General features: G+C 52.5%; 9 protein-coding genes. 4 read left to right on the top strand and 5 right to left on the bottom strand.

The window, feature by feature from the left end; all coding sequences use genetic code 11:
* Nucleotides 1–31 precede the first annotated feature (31 nt).
* From KSF73_13735 to glnE, 5 genes are all read right to left on the bottom strand, one after another.
* The gene (locus KSF73_13735) at nucleotides 32–1,219 is read right to left on the bottom strand and encodes a response regulator (GenBank protein ID MBV1776772.1); all 1,188 of its coding nucleotides are present in this window, start codon (nucleotides 1,217–1,219) and stop codon (nucleotides 32–34) included.
* 46 nt (nucleotides 1,220–1,265) lie between these two features.
* A complete protein-coding gene (locus tag KSF73_13730; GenBank protein MBV1776771.1) occupies nucleotides 1,266–2,891 on the bottom strand; it encodes a hypothetical protein in 1,626 nt (541 codons plus the stop codon).
* A gap of 268 nt (nucleotides 2,892–3,159) precedes the next feature.
* Nucleotides 3,160–3,639, bottom strand: coding sequence for a PAS domain-containing protein (locus KSF73_13725; GenBank protein MBV1776770.1), 480 nt, complete (start codon nucleotides 3,637–3,639; stop codon nucleotides 3,160–3,162).
* Between the two features lie 189 nt (nucleotides 3,640–3,828).
* Nucleotides 3,829–4,839: a class 1 fructose-bisphosphatase gene (locus tag KSF73_13720; protein MBV1776769.1), complete on the bottom strand. Its 1,011-nt coding sequence runs from the start codon at nucleotides 4,837–4,839 to the stop codon at nucleotides 3,829–3,831.
* A 60-nt stretch (nucleotides 4,840–4,899) separates the two neighbouring features.
* On the bottom strand, nucleotides 4,900–7,587 hold the full coding sequence (glnE, locus tag KSF73_13715) for a bifunctional [glutamate--ammonia ligase]-adenylyl-L-tyrosine phosphorylase/[glutamate--ammonia-ligase] adenylyltransferase (protein ID MBV1776768.1): 2,688 nt from the start codon (nucleotides 7,585–7,587) through the stop codon (nucleotides 4,900–4,902).
* A 178-nt stretch (nucleotides 7,588–7,765) separates the two neighbouring features.
* On the opposite strand from glnE, the gene KSF73_13710 reads away from it, so the two are divergent.
* The 4 genes from KSF73_13710 (at nucleotide 7,766) to KSF73_13695 (ending at nucleotide 23,528) form a co-directional block, all read left to right on the top strand.
* Nucleotides 7,766–11,611 carry a TIGR02099 family protein gene (locus tag KSF73_13710; GenBank protein MBV1776767.1) on the top strand — a complete coding sequence of 1,282 codons (3,846 nt, stop codon included), beginning with the start codon at nucleotides 7,766–7,768 and terminating at the stop codon, nucleotides 11,609–11,611.
* Nucleotides 11,612–11,667: 56 nt separating this feature from the next.
* Nucleotides 11,668–12,495 carry a carbon-nitrogen hydrolase family protein gene (locus KSF73_13705; protein MBV1776766.1) on the top strand — a complete coding sequence of 276 codons (828 nt, stop codon included), beginning with the start codon at nucleotides 11,668–11,670 and terminating at the stop codon, nucleotides 12,493–12,495.
* A 53-nt stretch (nucleotides 12,496–12,548) separates the two neighbouring features.
* Nucleotides 12,549–14,009, top strand: a complete 1,461-nt coding sequence (gene tldD, locus KSF73_13700; GenBank protein ID MBV1776765.1) for a metalloprotease TldD — start codon at nucleotides 12,549–12,551, stop codon at nucleotides 14,007–14,009.
* Nucleotides 14,010–14,273: 264 nt separating this feature from the next.
* Complete coding sequence (locus KSF73_13695) at nucleotides 14,274–23,528, top strand: autotransporter-associated beta strand repeat-containing protein (protein MBV1776764.1); 9,255 nt, start codon at nucleotides 14,274–14,276, stop codon at nucleotides 23,526–23,528.
* The last annotated feature ends 248 nt before the right edge of the window (nucleotides 23,529–23,776 follow it).

The following is a 23,776-nucleotide window of genomic DNA, read 5'->3' as shown; positions in this document are numbered from 1 at the left end:
GGGTAGACATACCCGCCTTCTTTCCGGGCAATTAGAATAATTCGATGCGACTTGCAGCGGCTTCGCTGATTTTCTTGACTTCACTATTCAGGGCAGCCTCAATGCCCTCATGTGATTCCATGAGGGACGCATTGGACTCAATCAGCGCCTCCATGGCTAGCGACTCTTGAGTAAGCGCCTGAGCACGAATCACCGCATCTCGTGCCATATTCTGCAATCGCCGCTCCTGAGACTCAGACAGTCCCAGGTACACAAATGCACTTTCGATATCATTGATCAGCCTGCTGAGAATATCCGAGCTTTCTTCGCGCTGCCGGCGATTAGTGCCCTCTATTTCGCGTAATGTAGCGGTATTCTTCTTCAGTAGTTCAAGTAAAGCTTCATTACGATGTACCGATTCAACCATTAATTCCAGTGTGTTCATGTGAATGTCAATGGCGTCTGCAATTGTCATGACATTATCTTTAATCCGGCCATAAGAATCAGCGTTTCCCTTTGGCATGTTATTAATGATAATGGATACATGGGGAAAGTTGAATGCCGAACGTGTGCCGAGATCTACAATACGTGCACAGCTTGCCATGGTTTTGAGAACAGACTCTTCAAGTGAAGTGGCTTCACCATTATTGCTTCTTGAAACATTCCCTGTACGACTTCTAAGTTGAATACATCCTTCCAGACCATACTCATGCAGGATATGGAAGGATGCAGCAGAGATATCCTCAAAGTGCGTTAAGCAGGATATTTCCCGTTGAAACGACATGATGCGCCCAATGTCTGCTGCTGCAGATAATGCGGATATTGCAGCGGCGGAAGCAGTTGCTGCCATACTTCTTAAATCATCATGCTTAATACTATTTTCATTAATGATCTCAATTTGTTTGCGCAATTCGCGAGGAACAAATGGTTTGGTAATGTAGGCTGATCCCCCAACATTGTATGCCTTTAATCTGTCATCGACTTCGACGTTGGCAGAAAGGAAGACAATTGGAATATCAATCCAGTCATCATTGCTACGAATATTCAGGCATATATCGTAGCCATCCATTTCGGGTAGATTAATATCCAGTAAAATGATGTGTGGCCTGAAGGTATCGAGCAAGGGCATCACCGCACTCGCTGAATCCGCATGGCGAATATCAAACATATCACCGAGTATGGCCTGAATTTGGGAGACGATCCATGGATCGTCATCGACTACTAGCAGGCTGCGTTCCATACAATTACTCCTGTCTAAACCGCATTACATGTCTACACTCAGGCGTTTAGAATTCAGCCCATTCATCACTGGATTTACTGGTTGGATGAACTGATGATGGCTGCTTAAGACGTGGTGCAGGATGTTTGGTACGCTGAATAATTGAATGACTACTAGTGGTTTGGGATAGTTTAAAGCGGCTCACAATACTCAAAAGATGTTTGGATTGCTCATCGAGATTTTCGGCTGCTGCAGAGGCCTCTTCCACGAGTGCGGCATTCTGCTGAGTCGTACTGTCAAGCTGCGCAACTGCAATATTAATCTGATCAATTCCGTTTGTCTGTTCAGATGCAGCCGCGGAGATATCGACAATGATTCCAGATACGCGTTCGACAGACTCAACTATTTCATTCATACTGCTACCAGCTGAGCTAACAAGCTTATGTCCCTCATCTACTTTCTGGCGGGAATTCTGGATAAGGGTTTTTACTTCCCGAGCGGCACTTGCTGAGCGCTGTGCAAGCGAACGTACTTCAGATGCGACTACTGCAAAGCCGCGCCCCTGTTCACCGGCGCGGGCAGCTTCCACTGCTGCATTGAGTGCCAGGATATTGGTCTGAAAGGCAATGCCATCAATCACTGAAATGATATCGGTAACCTGTTTGGATGAGTTATCTATCTCTTCCATGGTTTGAATCACCTGCTGCATAATTTCACCACCCCGGGTGGCAAATGCACTCGACTCATGCGCCAATCGGCTTGCTAATTTCGCGTTGTCTGCACTCTGCTTTACTGTGCCCGTAATTTCTTCCATGGTGCTGGCGGTTTGCTCCAGGCTCGCGGCCTGACTTTCCGTACGGCGGGACAGATCAAGATTGCCTGCTGAAATCTCGGTCGCGGCTTGAGATACAAATGTGGCGGAATCATTCACCTCCGATATCATTTGCAGCAATTTTTGAATGGTATCGTTGATATCATGTTTCAGCTGATTAAATATGCCACTATATTCAGCCTGAATAGGGCTAGTAAGATCGCCATGTTTAATGCAATTCATGGCTGCTGCGAAATCATTTAAACTTGTTTCCGTGAGTTCGCTCAGTGTATTCAGGTTGTTGGAAAGCTGGGCAAAAAAGCCTTTTTGATTTCGACAATCGATACGCTGGCTAAAATCTCCTTGAGAGGCGGCGGACACCAGATTTACAACATCTTGCTCAATCACCTGAGACAGGCAGCTCACCATGTTGTTGGTGCTGCGCTGGATATCAGCAAATACTCCCGAATAAGTGCCTTCCATTTTTAATTGCAGCGAGCCTGCAGCAATGTGATTCATCACTTCGGCCAAAGCACGCATATTTGACTCTACTTTTGAAGAGAGTAGATTGAGGCCTTCAATGAGTTCAAGTGTAAACCCTGATTTACCCTGCGTCGGAATCTGTCGTGAAAAGTCACCTGAAAGTGCATGTTGCACCAGCTCCTTGAGTTCGGCGAGCGCGTGCTGTTCGGCATCATGCTTGGCCTGCATCTGACTGGCATGGGTTTCGAGTTGTGCAATTGACTGATTCGTATTTTTCAGTGCCTGAGCAAAACTCCCGTGTAATGCGCCTGCTTGCGCTTTTCGGAAATATTGCCCACGACTCGCATAATCCATTGCCGTACTTTGCTCGCGAAAACAGGCTTCGAGCTGATCCAGCATGTCATTGATATTCCAGCATAACTTACCAATTGCATCGGATGCATTTACGCCTGTTATCCGATCGGTTAATTTCCCCTCGACGACAGATTGGGCTACGGCTTGCAACTGGAGGATACGGGGGTCAGTGTCATTTCGTTTTGACTGGAGAAACCAGTAGATTCCTATGGAAAGAAGGAGACCCAATAGCATGCCGATGCCGCTATGCTGAGCGTACCACGCCCAGAGCGTCGCCATTGAAGCTGGCAGGAAAATCGCTACACCTTGATGATTAGAGAGCAAGGATGAAATTTTCATAGGTCATGCCTTCCTGCGCCAATGTTTCATTTAAATAGCGAAGTGACGCTTCACACGCATGTTTTGGGCCAGCCTGTTTTTCAATGTCGATCATTTGCTGATATATGACCGATATTTTCTGTACTGCGGGTTTTCTGGGGGCGCGGCGGACTGAAAAATAGCCAATGATATTTCCCGATGGATCATAGTCCGGGGTGACGTTGGCAAACACCCAGTAGAATCCGCCATCCTTTTGCATATTTTTGACGTAGGCAAAAATTTCCTTGCCTTGCGTCAGGGTATCCCATAACAGTTTGAATACCCCGCGCGGCATGTCCGGATGGCGGACAATATTGTGCTGCTGACCCAGCAACTCCGCTTCTGAGAAACCGGAGAACTCGATGAAGGTTTGGTTTGCGTAAACAAGACGACCTTTGGCATCAGTCTTGGAGATGATGAAATCGTAATCCCTCATCACTTGTTCACGATTTGTTGGTGCAATCTGATTTTTCATGGCGGCAACGATCCATGTGAATGTGTATTTCACCCAATATTTAGAAAGTTAGACCGCTCAAAGCGGCTACGCCAGACAGATTGACAAAGGGCTGCGCTAGAAATGAAAAAGCCCGGACAACAGTCCGGGCCGATCTGCGAGGGGCGTTGATTAGCCCTGCGCTTCGCGATGATAGCGGGTGACAACGTCGACCTCTTCTTTCGATCCTAGAAAGACAGCCACGCGCTGATGCAATTGTTCTGGTTGAATATCGAGGATACGCTCGTAGCCGTTTGTCGATGCACCACCAGCCTGCTCAATAATGTAGGACATTGGATTAGCCTCGTACATTAAACGCAGCTTGCCGGCTTTTTCTGGTTCGCGGGCATCACGCGGGTAGGTGAACACGCCACCACGGGTCAAAATGCGATGTACGTCTGCCACCATGGAGGCCACCCAGCGCATATTGAAGTCTTTGCCGCGCGGGCCAGTGGAGCCGGCCAGCAACTCGTCTACATAACGCTTCACGGGGGCTTCCCAGTGGCGCATGTTCGACATGTTAATGGCGAACTCCTTGGTCTTCTCTGGCACCTTCATTTGCGGGTGAGTGAGTACCCAGCTGCCGATTTCGCGATCCAGCGTAAACCCGTCGACGCCTTGGCCTGTGGTGAGTACCAGCATGGTTTGTGGGCCATAGACCGCATAACCCGCAGCGACCTGAGTGGCACCCTTTTGCAGGAAATGTTCTTCCTTGGCTTCTTCTACACCATCCGGCACCTTCAGCAGCGAGAAAATCGTGCCGACCGAAATGTTCACGTCGATATTGGACGAGCCATCCAGCGGATCAAACAGGAGCAGGTAGCCGCCCTTCGGAAAGGCACTCGGAATGGGATAGGGATGTTCCATTTCTTCCGATGCGATTGCGGCTAGGTGACCGCCCCATTCGTTGGCTTCGAGCAGCACGTCGTTGGCGATCACATCCAGCTTCTTCTGCGCTTCGCCTTGAATATTGCCGGTACCGGCTTCGCCGAGTACACCGGCCAGGGCACCTTTCTGTACGGCATGAGAGATGGCCTTGCATGCACGGGCAACAACTTCAATGGAGAGACGCAGTTCAGGCGTGATATGGCTATGCAGGCGCTGCTGTTCGATCAGAAAGCGGCTGAGCGAGATTCTGCTCATGGTGTCCTCTCGGGCAAAGGGAGTGAGTAATTGAATTCGCCATGATTATAGCGGTTTGCGTCACGCTCCGGTTGGCTGGAATACGTGATCCCATAGCGTCCTCACCGTAGCGCAGTGCTGATCCAGCGCCGGATCATCCGCATGCTGCTGCAACCCGCCATTCAACCGTTCGGCATGCTGATGTGCGCGCAGGCTGCGGTAGGCTTCCTGTCCGGCCGATGCAAGTGATTCGGGGATCAGCCCGGCATCGGCAGCGATATCCAGCAGCGCAATATTGCCGCTATTTTCTAAAAGCGATGGAATGGTATGACTGTGCGCCAATACCAGAAACTGGACGATAAATTCGAGATCAACCAGACCACCTCTGCGATGCTTTAGGTCCGTCTCATCGGCTGGATGCGTTTCCAGCATGCGTGCCCGCATATTCAGTACTTCATCCTTCAAGGTTTGCGGTTCGCGATCAAGTGACAAGACCGAACGACGTACTGTTTCAAACGTCTCGCCAATTGCAGGATCACCCGCACAGAATCGTGCGCGTGTCAGGGCTTGGTGTTCCCATGCCCAGGCTTCATGGCGCTGATAGTGGTCAAAGGATGCAATATTGCTGACCAGAAGGCCGGACGATCCGTTGGGACGCAGCCGCAAATCAACCTCATACAGGCTACCGGCCGCAGTCGTGGTGGTTAGCCAGGTATTGATGCGCCGCGCCAGTCGTGCATATTTCTCGCCCGCATCAGGATGATCGTCGTCATAGAGGAAGATCAGATCCAGGTCGCTGCCATAGCCCAGCTCTTTACCACCTAGTTTTCCGTAGCCAATGATGGCAAATGCAGGACTGTCGCGGTGTTTCCCCGGCATTTCGGTCCAGCAGCGCTGAATGGTTTGCTGCAAGATCAAATCGGCAAGATCGGATAAATGGTCTGATAAAGTGGTGAGCGACCATTCCCCTGCCAGATCCTGCGCGACCAGTCTGAATACTTGTTGATGCTGGAAATGGCGTAGCACATCCATTTCAACTTCCTGGTCGCCTGCATGGGCTTCCAGATCAGCTCGCAACAGCTCTGAAAGCTTGGGCCAGGTCGGCGGCGCGTACAGCAAGCGGGCATCCAGCAGCTCATCCAGTAGGATCGGGTGCTGATTAAGATAGGCCGCCACCCAGGGACTTGCACTGTGCAGCGCACAGAGACGACTCAGCGTTTGCGGATGTTCGGCCAGTAATGCCAGATACGATTCGCGACGACTGATGGTTTCAAGGAAATTCAAGATGCGCGACAGGGTTTCATCCGGATTGGATTCGCGTGATGCAACTTCGATTAGCGGCGGAATCAGTGCATCCAGTCGGCGCCTGCTTTTGTCGGCAAGCGACTTGTAACGACTACTTTGTGCAATCGCAGAGAGTCTTCGCTCGATTTCTTCCGGCTGCCGATAGCCGAGCGTTGCGAGTCTCGCCTGTGATGACTGGCCATCGGCAATCCCCAGCCATACGCCGGACAAGGGGTGGACGGCCTCTCCCTCGGCTTGTGGCAAGGCAAAGACCAATTCGAATTGATTCATGACGTGCTGTCGATAGCGTTCCAGTGTTTTACGGAAGCTGGCCCAATCATCAAATCCCATGCTACTCGCAATTCTGCGCTGATCCTCCTCCTGTTCAGGCAGCATCTGCGTTTGTGCATCATCCAGATATTGCAGGCGATGCTCCAGATCACGTAGAAATTCATACGCCTCGACAAGCAGATCAACGGCTGCCTGTTCGAGCTGCCCCATGGCCGCGAGCAATCGAAGTACATCGCGAGTAGGGCGGACGCGCAGCAATGGACGCCTTCCGCCCCGAATCAACTGGAAAACCTGTGCGATGAACTCGATTTCACGGATACCGCCCGGACCGAGTTTGATATTGTCAGCCATGTCACGGCGCCGAACTTCGCGCTGAATTTGCGCATGCAGATCGCGCATTGACGCATACGCGCTGTAGTCAAGATACTTGCGGTAGATAAAGGGCGTCACCAGCTTCATGAGGTCTTGTTCGACCGCATCACTGACCTCATTCACCACGCGCCCCTTGATCCACGCATAGCGCTCCCACTCACGTCCCTGTGTGAGTAGATAGTTTTCCAAGGCATCAAAACTCGATACAAGCGGACCCGAGTCGCCAAAGGGTCTTAATCGCATATCTACCCGAAAAACAAAGCCGTCTGCCGTTACATCATTCAGCAGTGCAATCAGACGTTTGCCCAGACGGGCAAAATATTCGTGATTGGATATGCGCCTTGGACCATTGGTCTCGCCATCTTCCGGGTAGATAAATACCAGATCAATATCGGACGAGACATTTAGTTCACCGCCGCCAAGCTTGCCCATGCCAACTACGAGGAGACGCTGGACCTCTCCCGTACTTTCACCAATGGGTTGCCCATAACGCTCATCCGGCACCTCCAGCAGGCGCATGCAGGCGCGAATGGTTTCCTCTGCAAGTGACGTGCAGGTTTGCACGACTTCATCGAGGTCGGACAGGCCGCCGAGTTCCCGGCAGATCATGCGAGCAAGCACCTGTTGCCGCAAATGGCGCATGCCTCGATGCAATGCGTCTTCGTCGCGACACTGCAATAATGCCGCTTGCATTTCAGTACGCGTAAACGGATGCTCAATATGTGCTTGAATATCAGCGCGAATCTCCGGCCGGACTGCAAGCAAGCGTTGCAGATATCGACTGTGGGAGAGGGCTCGTTCGAGTGCAGAATAGGCTGGCATAGCGGGAATGTATGAAATTCTGAGGGTTGATGCACGCGACATGCTGCATCGCGGTAGAATATGCGCCGATTTGGCAGCGATGCCAACTCTATCTTGATTATGATGATGGTGAATCACATTGAACCAGAACGGCCGGCGCTTGTCTGGATAAGTACAAGACAAAGACATACCACAACGAATGAGCCGTTTCTCTCCTTCCGCAATTGGCAGAAAATTCCGCACCGGTTTTAACCTGTGCTTTTCGGCTGTGCATTGGCAATCCCGTGTCCTGATCTGGATCGCCGCCATTCTGATGACGGTTGTCCTTGGATTGTCCGCCTGGCTGCAATGGTGGATGTTCCCGCATCTTGACGAGTATCGCGGAAAATTCGAGTCCACCCTCACCCAGAGCCTGGGGCGTGACGTGGAGATCCGTCGCATCCATGGGGGATGGCGAGCCTTCCAGCCCTGGGTACAGATCGATGGGTTTAGTCTTGCTGACCAGTCGGGAAAGCCCGCATTACAGCTTGCAGAAGTGGAAGGCACGCTGGCGTGGTGGCCATTCCTGATCGGCGACATCCGTCTGGATAGCCTGACAGCCATTCGCCCTGATCTGACCATCACACGTGAGAAGAATGGTCAGATTTCCGTTGCTGGCATCCTGCTCAATCACCAGGGCGGGGACAACCGTCTGATGGACTGGATGCTGCGTAATCACCGCTTGGGGATTCAACAGGGTCGAATTCTCTGGCGGGATGAAATGCGCGGTGGCGTGCCCCTTGTCCTTGATCAGGTCGACCTTGAGGTCGAGAACCAACTATTTGGTCGGCACAGTCTGAAATTGAGTACGACACCGCCAGCCAGACTCGCGCAACCCTTTCGGTTGGAAGCAAACTGGTCCGGCGATAGTCTCGATGCCTACAAGTCGTGGGAAGGTGAGCTACGTGGCGGTATAGCCGGCGTAGATCTCGCCGCATGGGGGCAGTGGATTCCCTATCCGGTTGATGTCCATTCAGGCAAGGGCAGTGTTGATTTGGCGATCAGTTTTCGCGCCTTCAATGTCAACGGCGTGGATATCAAGCTTGATGTTCGGGACACGGCTATGCGCATCGCGCCCGAGCTGGACGTATTTCGATTGTCCAGGCTGGGCGGTCAGTTGCATTGGCACGAAAAGAATGGTCAGCATACGCTGACTGCGAACAATCTGGCGCTGGCGACCGGTCAGAATCCAGTGCTCAATGGTGGTGCCTTAAAGGTTGAATACAGCGCTCAGGCGGGTAGCTTTAGCTTCGACAAACTGGTGGTGCCCCCATTAAGTGGACTTGAGTCTGCGTTGCCGTTACCGCCGGAGGTACGCAAGGCCATGAATGGCATGCATCCATCCGGTCGAATCGATTCAGTCAGCGGACGCTGGAAAGGCAACTGGCGTCATCCGTCGTCATATTCGGGAGAAGCACGATTCAGTGCGCTGGCTTTGACAGCGCCGGCACCCTGGCCGAGTAGCGGGCCGCTCAGCGGGCGAGTGACGATGACCCAGGCAGGTGGGGAAATCGATGTTTCAGGTAAGCAGTTTTCACTGGTTGCGCCCGGTATATTGCCCGATCCACTTTCGCTGGACACCATTGCACTCAAAGGCAGCTGGACGTATCAGCCCGACATGCGATTCGTGCTGAAGCAGCTTTCTCTATCCAGTCGAGCCATTCAAGCCAGCGCTAAAGGTGAATGGCGAGCTATGGCAGGTACCAGCGGGTATCTGGATCTTAATGCTGAGGTGGCGCGCGTCAATGCACGCGATGTGAGGCGTTTTCTCCCAGTCTCAATTGGCCCGGAGACCCACAAATACCTTGATGCTTCGCTGAAAGAGGGTGAGGCGCGCAATATCAAGATCATTGCAAAGGGGCCACTAGATGCGTTTCCATTTCCTGACAATAAAGAAGGTGTCTGGCTTGTCGAAGGCGATGCACATGATGTGAAGTTCGAATACACCCCCGGATGGCCGGGTATTGATCATCTCGATGGCAAATTGCGTTTCAGCGGTAATCGCATGGAGATTCTCGGTAAAGGGGAGATTCTCGGGACGCATATCGAATCTGCATCGGCGGTGATTCCTGATTTGTCCAAGGCAGATATTCTGACGGTGACAGGCAAAGTATCGGGGCCCACCAGTGAATTTTTCAGGTTTATCAATAAGAGCCCGCTAGATGAGGCACTGTCGGGTTTTGGTCGAGAAGCAAAAGCCGTCGGAAATGGCGATCTTGATCTACAGCTTGATATCCCACTCGATCATGCAGAAAACACACGGGTAGATGGGCGCTACCGCTTTAATCGTAATCAGATTCAGTTACTTGACGATATGCCGAATCTGTTTGAAGCGCGTGGCGAAGTACATTTTACCGAGCACGGTGCGGATGCCAAGGGCATCACTGCTAATGCGCTTGGCGGTAAGGTTAGGGCAGATATCAATACCTTGCGTGATGGCACCATGCGTATTGAGGCGAGCGGAAGCTTGCAGACCCGTCAAGCAGCTCAGCGTTACGACATCCCCTTTGGCGCCTACCTTGCAGGTAGCACTGATTATCAGCTTGAGGTTGCCTTACCCAAAGAGGGTGGGTGGCAGATCGGGGTCAATGCCTCCATGCGTGATACAACGGTTTCATTGCCCGCACCCTTAACTAAGGCGGCAGGCGAATCGAGACCATTGCGTTTAGCACTGGAACAGCATGCCAACGGCCAAGCCCAGCGATGGCGCTTCATGCTGGGCGATACGCTGGAAATGGATATGCGGCGTTCACAAGGCAAGGATGGCTGGAAAACAGATCGCGGTGAGATCACCATTGGCAAGCAGACACCGTCGCCCGTTCGTCCGGGCATGTGGGTTGTGATCAACCACCCCGAACTGACTCTGGATCCATGGCTTGATGTACTCGGGCAGGGAAGTTCGGCATCAACTTCAGCTGCTTCATCTGACTCACCGATTAATGGCATAGACATTCAGACTGCAAGGCTGAAGGCATTTGGTCGACAGCTGAATACGGTGAGTGCGCAGCTGCGGCCCGCAGCACAGGGATGGTCTGCCAGTGTGAAGAGTAAAGAACTACGCGGGAATGCCTTGTGGAGCGGTGCGGGCGGGGGGCGACTGTCTGCGCGTCTGGCTAATCTGTCTCTGCCGATTGCGGCTGTGCCAGAGAATCGCCCCACAGGATCGCCTGTTCAGACAGCACAACACCTGCCAGCATTGGACATCAAGGCCGAAAGCGTCAGTTTGAGTGATCGCGTGCTGGGTAAGTTGGCGATTCGGGCAAATCCGGTGGGTGATGCGTGGCAGATACAGCGCTTCGAATTAAGCGGCGATGACTTGAATTTCACGGCCGATGGCGCATGGAAATCGAGCGGTGCAGAAAACCACACAGATATGAATTTCTCGCTGTCATCGGGGAATCTTGGAAAAATGTTTGAACGCTTTGGCTATCCTGAAGTGATCAAGCGTGGAAATGGCAAACTAACTGGTCAGTTGACCTGGGCTGGCGCGCCGTATGCGCCAACCTATGCGTCACTCAACGGCAAGATTCATATTGATTTGGAGAGTGGCCAGTTCATGCGCTACGACCAGCCGGGGATTGGCAGATTGATCAGTATTTTCAGTCTGGCCTCACTCCCGCGCCGGTTGATGCTGGATTTTCGAGATGTGTTCAGCGATGGCTTTGTCTTTGATCGTGTGCAGGGCGACAGTGCAATTGTCCGGGGTATCATGAGTACAGATAATCTGGACATCAATGGGCCACCTGCAAAAGCGAATTTCAAGGGTAAGGTGGACCTGCCCGCCAATACCGTGCAATTACGAGTACGGGTCGTGCCGACACTCAGTGATCCAGTGTCCGTTACAGCTGGTCTGGCTCTGGCAAATCCGGCGATTGGCGTAGGTTCGTTGCTGTTGCAGAAAGTATTGAAAGATCCGGTCGGTCAAATATTCGCTCAGGAAATTGATATCAGCGGCAGTCTGGATGACCCAAAAATTGAGGGTGCTGCAAAGTCCGGATCAAACTAAGAAGACCTGAAAACAGGAATCGCATTATGTCTACCCGAGCACACACACATTCTAAGATGCAGGCGCATCTGGCCGAACGCGCTGGAGGATTCCGGGTCGCAGCCATTCAGATGGCGTCAGGCCCGACAGTCGGAGCTAACCTTGCTGAAGCCGACGTATTGATTGGCATGGCGGCTGCGCAAGGCGCCCAACTGGCAGTGTTGCCTGAATACTTTGCCATCATTGGCTTGAAAGATGCTGATAAAGTGGCGGTAAGGGAGTCTCCCGGCGCCGGCCCTATTCAGGATTTCCTTTCTCGCGCAGCCAAAAAGCATGGCATGTGGATCATCGGTGGCTCTGTGCCGTTATGGGATGAGCATCCGAACAAGGTACGCAACAGCTGTCTGGTGTATGACGATCAGGGTAAGCAGGTTGCCCGCTACGATAAGATTCATCTTTTCGGATTCGAGTCTGGCGAAGAGCGATATCGCGAAGAGGCCACGATTACCGCTGGTCGTGAAGTCGTGGCGTTTGATTCCCCATTCGGACGTATCGGACTATCAATCTGTTATGACCTGCGCTTCCCCGAGTTATACCGGCAAATGGGTATGCCGGACATTATCTGCGTACCTGCAGCCTTCACCGAAACAACAGGAAAGGCGCACTGGGAGCCACTCCTGCGCGCACGCGCCATCGAAAATCAGGCCTACGTGATTGCATCTGCGCAGGGGGGATATCATCGAAATGGTCGGGAAACCCACGGGGATAGCATGATTATCGACCCCTGGGGGCAGGTTCTGGATAGACTCGCACGGGGCTCCGGCGTTGTCATTGCCGATATTCAGCCCGAACACCAGTCGCGAATCCGTCAAAGTCTGCCTGCGTTAGCACACCGCGTGTTATAAGCGCGTTTCGAGTCATTCACATGCCGCTAGCGGCATGCACATTGGAACACACTATGAACGCTATCGACCCGGCAGTGGAAGCACGCCTGCAAGCAGACAAGTATTTGCTTGCACCTTGGGGCCTGGATGATCTGGCTCTGGATCGCGTCATGGGTGACATCATGACCCGCCAGGTGGATCATGCCGATCTCTATTTCCAATACAGCCGCTCTGAGGGCTGGAGCCTTGAAGAAGGCATCGTCAAAGCGGGTAGCTTTAATATCGACCAAGGTGTTGGCGTCCGCGTTGTATCGGGCGAGCGAACCGCGTTTGCCTACTCTGATGACATATCGCTTGGAGCGTTGCACGAAGCTGCCAATGCAACAAAGGCGATCGGGCGTCAGGGGGGAAGTGGCCATGCGCCGCTCAGTCGTACGCTTGTAAATGGGCCGCAGTTGTATGTACCCAATGATCCGCTCGCTAGCCTCAGTTCAACTGAAAAAATCGCCATGCTGGAGCGACTTGAGCAATATGCACGGGGGCTTGATCCGCGTATTAAGCAAGTGATGGCGAGCATTGCTGCTGAATTCGAGGTGGTTTATGTCGTGCGGCACGATGGCGTACGTGCAGCGGATGTGCGGCCATTGGTGCGTGCAGGCATTCAGGTGATTGTCGAAGAAAACGGCCGCAGGGAAACGGGGCATGTCGGCGGGGGCGGACGACTCGATTATGGCTGGTTTACCGATGAGTTACTGCAATCGTACGCGCGCGAAGCAGTACGTCAGGCACTGGTGAATCTCGAAGCACGACCCGCTCCCGCTGGAGAAATGACGGTTGTGTTAGGTAACGGTTGGCCAGGTATCCTGTTACATGAAGCGATCGGCCACGGGCTGGAAGGCGACTTTAACCGTAAAGGCAGTTCGGCCTTTTCAGGCATGGTCGGTCAGCGAGTGGCTGCACCCGGCGTAACGGTTGTCGATGATGGCACATTGCGCGATCGACGCGGCTCACTAAATGTGGACGATGAGGGTAATGCGACACAGCGTACCGTGTTGATCGAAGATGGTATCTTGAAGGGTTACCTGCAAGATGCCATGAATGCCCGTCTGATGGGTGTTTCGCCAACCGGCAATGGCCGACGTGAATCCTATGCACACATTCCGATGCCGCGCATGACCAACACGGTCATGTTGAATGGCAATCGCGATCCGCAGGAAATCATTGAATCCATTGACCGGGGCATCTACGCCGCGAACTTTGGTGGCGGACAGGTCGATATTACCAGCGGCAAGTTTGTCTTCTCTGCTTCCGAATGTTACTACGTCGAAAAAGGCAAAATTCTTTACCCCGTGAAGGGCGCCACCCTGATCGGGAATGGCCCGGAAGTACTGACGCGTGTGTCGATGATTGGTAACGATATGGCACTTGATCCGGGTGTAGGCACCTGTGGTAAGGAAGGGCAGAGTGTGCCCGTCGGGGTGGGGCAACCAACCATTCGGATTGATGGTGGACTCACGGTCGGTGGAACCGCCTGAAATATCTTAGCTTTTCTAGTTATCCACAATCAGCCCGCAGTCGCGGGCTGTTTCTTTTTGTACGGACAATAAGGCTCCATTAACCCTTGTTAGGCAGTGCTAAGTGTGACAGTTAAATGAAAATAATGCGCTTGGAATATTAGTACGTATTAATACAACGTGTTGATTTAATTGATAATTGGACAATAAGCAGGCACTTCGGCACAATCTCGCTCCTTACAAAAAAACAATATATCAAATCATACATTTGTTCAGGATCGAGAGATGAATCACGTTTACGCCATCGTTTGGAACCACGTTCGCCAATGCTTCGTGGTGGCTTCCGAACAAACTCGTAGCCACGGCAAGCCGGGCTCTTCCAAAAAGGTTGCAGTATCAGGCGCGGCAGCGCTGTGTGTGGCGCTGGGGGCGCCTGCTGTGTCAGCAGCAGATCCTTTTCCTGAGCCAGGTTTAGTGAGTTCTGAAGTTAAATATGACAATAAAAAGGAAACACAGGATCGCGCTGGCAAGAGCGGATACTTTGTTTCAGGTAGCTCCACGCTTGATTTATCAAACGGCACGCTTACTGGCTTTACTACAACTGGCGGCAGCGGTAGTGGAGGCGGTGCAGGGCTTGGTGGGGCGATATTTATCGGTTCCAAAGCGACCGTAAACCTTACTAATGTTGACCTGGTTGGCAATATGGCTGTGGGTGGTCTAGGTGGTGACGGCAATGTGGGTGGTGCGCTCAATGGATTTGCCAATTTCAACAAAGAGAGCATGGTCGGGGTGAATGGCACCTCAGGTGGTACACCAGAGCATCCAATGAGTGATGATGCCAACGGAACATCAGGCTGGAAAGGCCAGAGTGGTTACAACGGCTCAGGCATATCGGATTACGTGAGTGGCGCGGGCGGCGGTGGTGGCAAGGGCGGTAATGGAGGCCAAGGATCGGAAAAAAATCTAGTCCTAGAGGCTCGCGTTGTCGTGTCTATTGCGGCGGAAGCGGCCGCTGCAGCTGCAATCTTGGTTCCCGGCTTTGACCCTAAAGGCACTGCGGTTGCGATAGCCGATTTAGCCCTCGCAACTGCAACATTGGCGGCAGACAGGCAAGAGCTCAGTAACTGGGAGTCTGCGCTTGAAGCCGGTCAGATTGGTATTGGCGGCCAGGGCGGCAATGGTGGTAACGGCGGTAATGGCTACTTTGGCTCTGGCGGTGGTATGGGGGGGGGTGGTGGTGACGGTGGAAAAGGCGGTAGAAACTGGCTCCTATCTTTAAAAAATGGCGGTGCAGCTGGTGGCAATGGTGGTGATGGCGGCAAAGGCGGGAATGGTGGATTCGGTGCTGGTGGCGGCAGAGGCGGTGCCGCCGGGAAAGGCGGGGAGCCAGGGATCTCTTTCAGAGAAGCTGGTTCCGATGGGTCAGCTGGCGCGGGTGGTCTCGGTGGCTTTGGCGCCGGTAATGGAAGTGATGGGGACGGTATCGGCGGCGACGGTGGTTCAGGATTTGGCGGAGCCATTTTTGTTTCCGAAAGAGGCATACTGAATATTAACGGTAATGCGACTTTCGACCAGAATGGTGTGATCGGTGGAGTAAGTAAAAAGGGTGGAAATGCAGGTCAGGCAGCTGGTACCGACTTGTTTATGATGAAAGATTCCATCGTTAGCTTATTGGCCGGAAAAGGAAACACGATTACCTTCAATGGCTCTATTGCAGACAACAGTGCAGCTAGCGTCTCAAATACAAATGTTAAGATTGGTGAGGGTGCGAGTTTAACTATCGGCAATGGCGGCACGGTCAAATTCAATGGTGAGAACACCTACACGGGTGCAACCAACATTGCAAACGGCCTGCTTGTTGCAAACGATGGGATTGGCATTAATCGAAATAGTAATATTGCATTTGGTGATAAAAGTAGTTCAAGCAATGAAGGCGTGTTGCAAACCACTTCAGGTGTATTCAATCGCTTTACAGGCAGCGCTCCTAATCGTGTTCAATGGTTAGGCTCGGGGGGATTTGCTGCAGAGGGGCAGGACCTGAAGGTAACGCTGAACTCTGGCGCTAAGTTGACATGGGGTCAGGCTGGTTTTGTTGGCGGTTCCAACGCACTGGTGTTCGGTTCCGAAGCCGCTACGAATAAAGTTGAATTCACGAATGCCATTGATCTCGCAAATGGTAAGGCAGCCGTGAAGGTCTTCGCCAATCAAAGTGATAGTGTTTACGCAACGCTATCAGGCGTTATTTCTAATGGTACTTTGGTGGTCGGTGACAGTAATCACACCGGCACGTTAATTTTGACGGGTAAAAATACCTATCTCGGTACTGAGCTGTCTGGCGGCATGCTGAAGGTAGAAAATAACGGCACCTTGGGCGGCACCAACAGTGCATATAGCTACCTGAAAGTGAATTTGGGTACCGTCGATATTTCCAAGGCAAAAGCTGACCAAACGACCGGTACGCTGTCTGGATCAATCGGTACAGAAATAAAATTGGGTAGTAAGAGCCTGACTATCCATCAGGCGGAAAAGAATACGTTTGCAGGTGTTATCTCCGGCGACGATACCTCGGGCGTTATGGTTGCCGGGTCTCAAAATCTGATACTGTCAGGTCAGAATACCTACTCGGGTTCGACTGAGATTGCTAGCGGAGCCACGCTGACGCTGGGTCGTACAAATACGGGCATTGCCATCAAGGAAGGCAGCCTGGCCAGTCGCAAGATTACCGTCCAAAATACCGGCACCTTCAATGTGGAAACTGCTGGTCTGTCCGCACAAGCCAAGCTGGATAATCACGGCACGATCAATCTGGGTGCGGATAACACTGTCGATACCTTTACCAACAATGGCGAGATCAACAATCTGGTACTCGCTGGTACACCTAATGTTGTTCACACACTCACCGCCAAAACTTACAACCTGAATGACAGCGCTAAGGTCAATGTCAATTTGGGTACCGGTAAAATCATTGCAAACGGCCGGGTCAACTTGAATGGCAAGAGCGATGCACTGTTGCTGGACGTGCAAACTGGCACAACAACACTGGGCGCCTTCGGTGATCTGTCGGATATGGTTGAAGTGTCCATCGATGCAAATACTGCAGCGCTTGATTTATCCGGCGCGGCAGATCAAACCATTCGCTCGCTTACGGGTACTGGTAAGGTGGCGCTGGGAAGCAAAAAGCTGAAGCTGAATCAAGATATCGACGCAATCTATGAAGGTTCAATTCAGGATGGCGGCAGTTCGGGTGGAACGGCAGGTAAACTGGAGAAGCTAGGCGCGGGACACCTTACCCTCAGCGGGGATAATACCTATACCGGGGCAACAACACTGTCTGCAGGTGCGATCACCCTGACTGGGACACTGGACAGTCAAAAGATCGATATTGCAAAAGAAACAAAATTCACTGATGTCAACGGTGGTTTGAGTAGCACCGCTGAGGTTACTAATCAGGGTGTGTTGGATCTAGGGACTGATGAGGGAATTGCGCACCTTGTTAACAGTGGCACCCTTGATGGCGTAGGCAAAACGCTGACCGCGACAAAAGGCTATGAGCTGCAAGATGGTTCCATTATCAATGCGAACTTGGGCATGGGTTCGCTCAAGAGTGATGGTAGTGTGGCATTGAATGGTACGGTAGATGCGGAGCAGGTCGAAGTCAGAAGCGGCACAACTACGTTTGGTTCGGCTGGGCGCCTGATTAATGCAGCAACGGCGCTGCATGTTGAGAGCGGCGCGACACTGGTAACGGGTGGTGCAGAAGCAGTTGATGGGCTTTATGGCGCAGGGGTTATCAATCTGGCCAAGGGCGGATTGACGGTGGACCGCGGTTCGTTCCAAGGTAATTTGATTGATGATGGCAAAGAACCTAGTGATTCTGCGCTTATCAAAAATTCTAATGCTACGTTAGACCTGTATGGCAGTAACACAATTACTGGTCATACTCAGGTCAATGCGGGCACACTCAATCTGTTCGGCTCGCTATCAAGCAAATCTGTGGAAGTTGCTAAAGATGCACATCTGGTGGATGTGAATGGCAAATTGGCAGATGGCGCTACCTTGACCAACAACGGCGAATTTACCCTCGGTGTCAGCGATACCATCGGTAAACTTGTGAATAGCGGTACAGTAAATGGCGTGGGAAACACGCTAACTGCCGAACAGTATGATCTTCGTGATGGCTCGGTGATTGACGCGAACCTGGGAACAGGCAGCCTGACTGCAAATGGCGAAGTCGCGCTGAACGGCAAGAGCGACGCGTCTGTATTTGCGGTCCAAACAGGTACGACGAAACTGGGGGTAAATGGCGATCTATTTGATAAGGCAGCCGTGTCTATTGAATCAGATAACGCAACGCTGGATCTGTCGCGCGCAAAGAATCAAACCATAGGCTCGCTGAGCGGTGTGGGCACGGTAGCCTTGGGCACTTCGGTTTTGACGCTGGATCAGAATGTCGACACGACATTCTCGGGTTCGATTAAAGAAGACCAAGCAACTAAATATGTTGCGGGATTGCGCAAGCTGGGAACGGGCAATTTAACCTTATCTGGAAAGAATACCTACACCGGATGGACTACCGTCGAAGCAGGCAAGCTCACACTGACCGGTTCACTTGATAGCCGATCTGTCTATGTTGGTACCGACTCTACCCTGATTGATGCCAACTCTGGTTTGCAAGCGTATACCGAGTTGACTAGCAAAGGTAAGGTGGTATTAGGTGCCGATGAAGAGGTTAGAAGTATTGTTAACAATGGCACCCTCGATGGTGTCGGTAAAACACTGACTGCTAATCAGTATTTCATGCTGGATGGTTCAGTGGCGAATGCCAATCTGAGTAATGGTTACTTGTATTCGTCCGGCACGGTTGCACTCAATGGCACGATCGGTGCATTGGTTGCAATGGTTCAAAGTGGTACAACAACTCTGGGTTCCGCTGGTCGCTTTACCAATGCAGGCGTTAATGTGCAGGTTGATAAAGGCGCCACTCTGGTCACGGGTGGTAAGGAATCGATCTACTGGCTGAGAGGTGAAGGTACCGTCAATCTTGCCAAGGGCAGCCTGACTGTTGAAGGTGGTTCCTTCTATGGCCGTCTGGTTGATGAAGGTAAGGCTAAGGATGACGTTGCGCTGGTCAAAACAGGCAACTACATGCTGGACTTGTATGGCGACAACGCCTTTGCCGGTAAGGTGAAGGTCAATGCAGGCACCTTAAACCTACTTGGTACCCTGTCGAGCAAGGCTATCGACATTGCTAAGGGTGCAACATTTGTCGATGTTGCGGGTGGCCTAGCAGATGCTGCAACAGTAAGCAATGACGGTAGATTCAGCCTGGGTGACAACGAGACCATTGCAACGCTGGTTAATTCCGGCACCGTTTCCGGCCTTGGCAAGACACTCACAGCCAAGCAGTATGATCTGCGCGATGGCTCAGTGATTGACGCTAACCTCGGCACGGGTAACCTGACAGCCAACGGCAATGTGACGCTGAATGGTAAGAGTGATGCGTCGGCATTTGCCGTGCAAACCGGTACGACAACACTTGGTCGTTCAAGTAGCCTGAATACGGCAGCCGCTGTTTCAGTTGAAGCAAGGACTGCAAAGCTGGATCTGTCCGCAGCGGCCAATCAGACCGTTGGCTCGATTGCCGGTGCAGGTACGATCAGCCTCGGTGGCAAAACACTGACCCTGAATCAGAATAGCGATACGCTGTTTGCTGGCTCACTGCAGGATGGTGGTGTAGCAGGCGGTTCGGGTGCTTCTCTCGTTAAGCGTGGCAATGGCAACCTAACACTTTCGGGTAGCAATACCTTCAGTGGTAGCACCACTATTAATGCGGGTGCAATTACCCTGACAGGTTCGCTGGCAAGCAATCTTGTCACGATTAATCAGGGTGGGGCGTTATTCGACCTCCGCGGTGGCTTGTCTGATTCAGCTCGTGTGGTGAATTTTGGCCGGCTATCTGTGGGCGAAAACGACCAGATCGCTGCACTGATTAACTCTGGCATCATTGATGGTACAGGTACGCTCTCCGCATCTACCTATGCACTGGGCAGCGGGTCGGTTGTAAATGCCAACTTGGGTGGCGGTACTCTGACGGCTGATGGTGCTGTGACGATTAATGGCACGAGTGCCGCATCTGCAGTCGAAATCAAGAATGGTACTACGCGTCTGGGTTCTGGCGGCCGACTGACCAATTCGTCCGTGGCGCTTCAAGTCAATGGTGATGCTGCCCTGTTAATGGGTGGCAGCGAGTCGATCAATACCCTGGCAGGTGCAGGTCAAATTGCGCTGGGCAATGGTACGCTTTCGCTGAATAGTGGTTCGTTCTCCGGTCGACTGGTGGACGGCAGCGAAGGGGCACGTGGCTCGCTGGTTAAAAATTCCGATGGCTCACTGACATTGTCAGGTCAGAATACCTATACCGGTCAGACCCTCATTCATGGCGGTATGCTTGACTTGCAAGGTAGTTTGGCGAGTGATTCGGTCGTCGTTGACGCAGGTGCTCAGCTAAACAATGCAGCGGCTGGTTTGGCTAACAACTCGAAACTTAGTAATGCGGGTAAGGTTTGGCTGGGTGCAAATCAGACCATTGCTCAGCTGGTCAACTCGGGTGAGTTGAGCGGCGCACAGGGCGTGACGCTGACCGCAGCAAACTATGGACTGAACGACGGCGCGGTGATCAATGTCGATCTGGGTACAGGTACATTGACTGCTGATGGCAAGGTTGCGCTGAATGGTTCGACCAAAGCTGAATCGGTGGCAATCCGTTCAGGTAGCACTACGCTTGCAAAGGGCGGACGTCTGGCAAATCAGTCTGCAGCATTGCAGGTTGATAGCGGCGCCAACCTGGTGCTCGGCGGTAACGAGACCATCGATCGACTGACCGGCGCGGGTGAGATCAATGTTGCCAATGGCGCATTGATCCTGAATCAAGGTTCGTTCAGTGGTCAGCTGGTAGACAATGGCAAGGGTCTGGCCAATCCAGCACTGGTCAAGAAGTCCGCCGGTACCTTGACACTGTCTGGCAAGAATACCTTTACTGGTCAGACCCAGGTTGCCGGTGGCACGCTTGATCTGGTTGGCAGTCTGTCATCGAGCAGTGTTGCCATTGCAGCAGGTGCTACGCTGAACGATGTGAATGGTGGCTTGGCCAGCAATGCTCGTCTGATCAACAACGGTACGGTTGCACTGGGTACAAATGATGTGATCGACACATTTGTGAATACCGGCGTGATCAACGGCGCAGGCAAGACCCTTACAGCAGGTACCTATGCGCTGTACGGTGGTTCGGTGATTAATGCCAACCTCGGTACCGGTGCAATGGTGGTATTTGCTGACGCAGGTGGCCGTGCAATGCCTTCTGCAGATCAAACTCGTGCAGGCCAGATGACGGTTGATGCGGTGAGTGTCACACCTGTTTCCACACCGGGCGCAGTCAATGTTTATGGCACGATCGCAGCGTCGTCCATCAACATTACAACTGGTGCGGTACTGAATCTGGGTGGCCCGTCGGTTGTTGCAGACAACATCTTCCAGTCCCTGATCGGTACGCCTGATGTGCTGCTGAATGGCACAATCAATCTGAATGCGGGTACTGAGACGATTAACAGTCTGAGCGGTACCGGTATTGCCAATCTGAATGCGTATCAGCTGAATGTGCTGAATGGTGGCTACTTCAAGGGCACCATCAATGCGGCGAATTCGCAATTCAACCAGACGGGTGGCGAATTCACGATTGGTAGCGGTACTTCTGCTGCCAAGGCTGTGAATGTGAGTAATGGTGGTTACTTTGCCATTACCGGAAACGGCACATCGGTAACCGTACAAAGTGCTTCTGTTGGTAGCGGCAGTGTGCTTACCGTGGGTAATGGCGCCATGCTTGATGCAACCCAAGCTGGCGGCACGGGTACCATCACACTTGATAATGGCTCGCAGCTCAATCTTGAGACTGGTTCAACGCTCAAGTACCTGGTGCTGAATGGCGGTACCTCACTGACACGCGGCGGTTTGGTGAATGCTCAAGGTGGCTTTGTGAACCCGCTGGGTTCGAGCGTCCAGGGTTATCTGACCTTTGCGGGTGACTTTACCAATAACGGTACGCTGTCGCCGGGTAACTCTCCGGGTATGGTCGCCGTCACCGGCAACTATACGGAGAATGCACTGTACAAGGCAGAAATCCAGACAACCTCCACGGGCGCAGTTGCCTTCGATCAGGTTCGCGTTGGCGGCAATGTGACCATCAACAAGAGCAGTACGCTTAATGTTGTCGTGGATGAAAAGGTTAATCTGGCTCGCGGTAACACCTTCCAGATTCTCGCCAACCTGCAAGGCGGTCGTCTCGCCAAGGCAGCCAAGGGACACTTTGGCTCGGTTGGTTTCATCAAGAAGAGCGATGTGACCGGTAATCAGGCAATGTCCAATGCATCTGCAGTATTTGATGTGGCATCTGGTCAGCTGATTGCAACTGGCTTGGATGGTGCAAGTGCAGACTTCTCCCAACTGGGTGCAAATGCTAACCAGCGCGGCGCGATGCGTGTCATCATGTCTGCTGCGACCGGAGATGTGGCTGCAAGCCAGATCAACTCGGAAACAGCAGCCGGCGCCACTGCGTATGCAACGCTGATTTCTGCTGATAATCTGGCGCGATTTGTGCCAGAACAATTCAGCCTGACAAGTGATTTTGCACTGCAATCCGGCAAGCTTGTGTCTGATTTGATTTGGGCGCGTGCAACACCTGCCGCAGCTGGCGTATCCGGAGAGCATACTGTCTTTGCTGGCTACTCAAGCGGCAAGCTGGATGAGGCGGGCAAGCAGACCAAGCGCAAGGACTTCTACGTTGGCGTTGAGAAGCATCTTGAATCGCTGAGTGTTGGCTTCATCGCCAATAACGCAAGTGGTGATGTCAATGCGCTCTACACATCTGGTTCTGCAAAGGGTCAAGGTCTGACAGCTTATGCGAAGGTGCCATTTGGTGAGGGCTGGCTGATGACTGATAGCCTTGGCTTTAACCGTAACAGCTTCGATATGCATCGTAGCCTGTGGGATGGTGCTGCCAATGCTAACGTGGATAGCACAGGTGTCGATGCCAGCATTGGTGCAAGCTATCTTGCCTTGCGCGGTGAAGAGTGGACGGTTGTTCCGCGCATCAATCTGGCGCATTCCAGTACCAGCATCAAGGGCTTTAACGAAAGCGGATCGTCGGCGCAGCTGCTGTCCAGTAATGGCTTCAACGCTTCGCGTACCACACTGCAGTCTGGTGTAGCCGTGTCTCACGATTTCCTGGTGGGTGGTAATACGCTGGCTGCTTCCTTGGATCTTGGTGTTGATCGTGATCTGGCGAGCAAGGGTGGCGAGATGAATGCACGCCTGATCGGTGATGCACGCGTTCAGTTCCCGGTTGTTTTTGCTAGCGAGAAGAAGACACGTACTTCCGGTGGCATCACGCTTGGCTACGCACTGTCGAAGTCGATGACGCTGACCGGCAAGGTCGAGAAGCGTAGCGGTGGCAATCAGGCAAACCTGGAGCTGCGCGCAGGCTTCTAACAAGCCAGGTGGGAGCCCGATGCGAAACGGGTCCTCTGTGACAGCAAACATCCCACTGGTTTCAGTGGGATGTTTTTTTATGCGCGTCAGAGTTGTTCGGTGGTCAATGAGAGACGGAAAGCTAAACCAGCCATGCAACGTCGCACATGACTGCTAGAGCAGAAGGATGGCAGGCGCAATGATGATCTCGGTCACATCTGCCTATCCAGTTTTGTATCCTGATGCGACGGTGAACGAAGGATGTGCAA

This window comes from Burkholderiaceae bacterium DAT-1 (genome assembly GCA_019084025.1).
GTDB lineage: Bacteria > Pseudomonadota > Gammaproteobacteria > Burkholderiales > Chitinimonadaceae > DAT-1.
This window is presented reverse-complemented; position numbering and strand designations above follow the sequence as displayed.

Excerpts from the sequence above, each read along its gene's own strand:
- KSF73_13720 (MBV1776769.1), bottom strand. The coding sequence starts at position 4,839 with ATGAGCAGAATCTCGCTCAGCCGCTTTCTGATCGAACAGCAGCGCCTG.
- glnE (MBV1776768.1), bottom strand. The coding sequence starts at position 7,587 with ATGCCAGCCTATTCTGCACTCGAACGAGCCCTCTCCCACAGTCGATAT.
- KSF73_13735 (MBV1776772.1), bottom strand. The coding sequence starts at position 1,219 with ATGGAACGCAGCCTGCTAGTAGTCGATGACGATCCATGGATCGTCTCC.
- KSF73_13725 (MBV1776770.1), bottom strand. The coding sequence starts at position 3,639 with ATGAGGGATTACGATTTCATCATCTCCAAGACTGATGCCAAAGGTCGT.
- KSF73_13710 (MBV1776767.1), top strand. The coding sequence starts at position 7,766 with ATGAGCCGTTTCTCTCCTTCCGCAATTGGCAGAAAATTCCGCACCGGT.
- KSF73_13730 (MBV1776771.1), bottom strand. The coding sequence starts at position 2,891 with ATGCTGGATCAGCTCGAAGCCTGTTTTCGCGAGCAAAGTACGGCAATG.
- KSF73_13705 (MBV1776766.1), top strand. The coding sequence starts at position 11,668 with ATGCAGGCGCATCTGGCCGAACGCGCTGGAGGATTCCGGGTCGCAGCC.
- KSF73_13695 (MBV1776764.1), top strand. The coding sequence starts at position 14,274 with ATGAATCACGTTTACGCCATCGTTTGGAACCACGTTCGCCAATGCTTC.
- tldD (MBV1776765.1), top strand. The coding sequence starts at position 12,549 with ATGAACGCTATCGACCCGGCAGTGGAAGCACGCCTGCAAGCAGACAAG.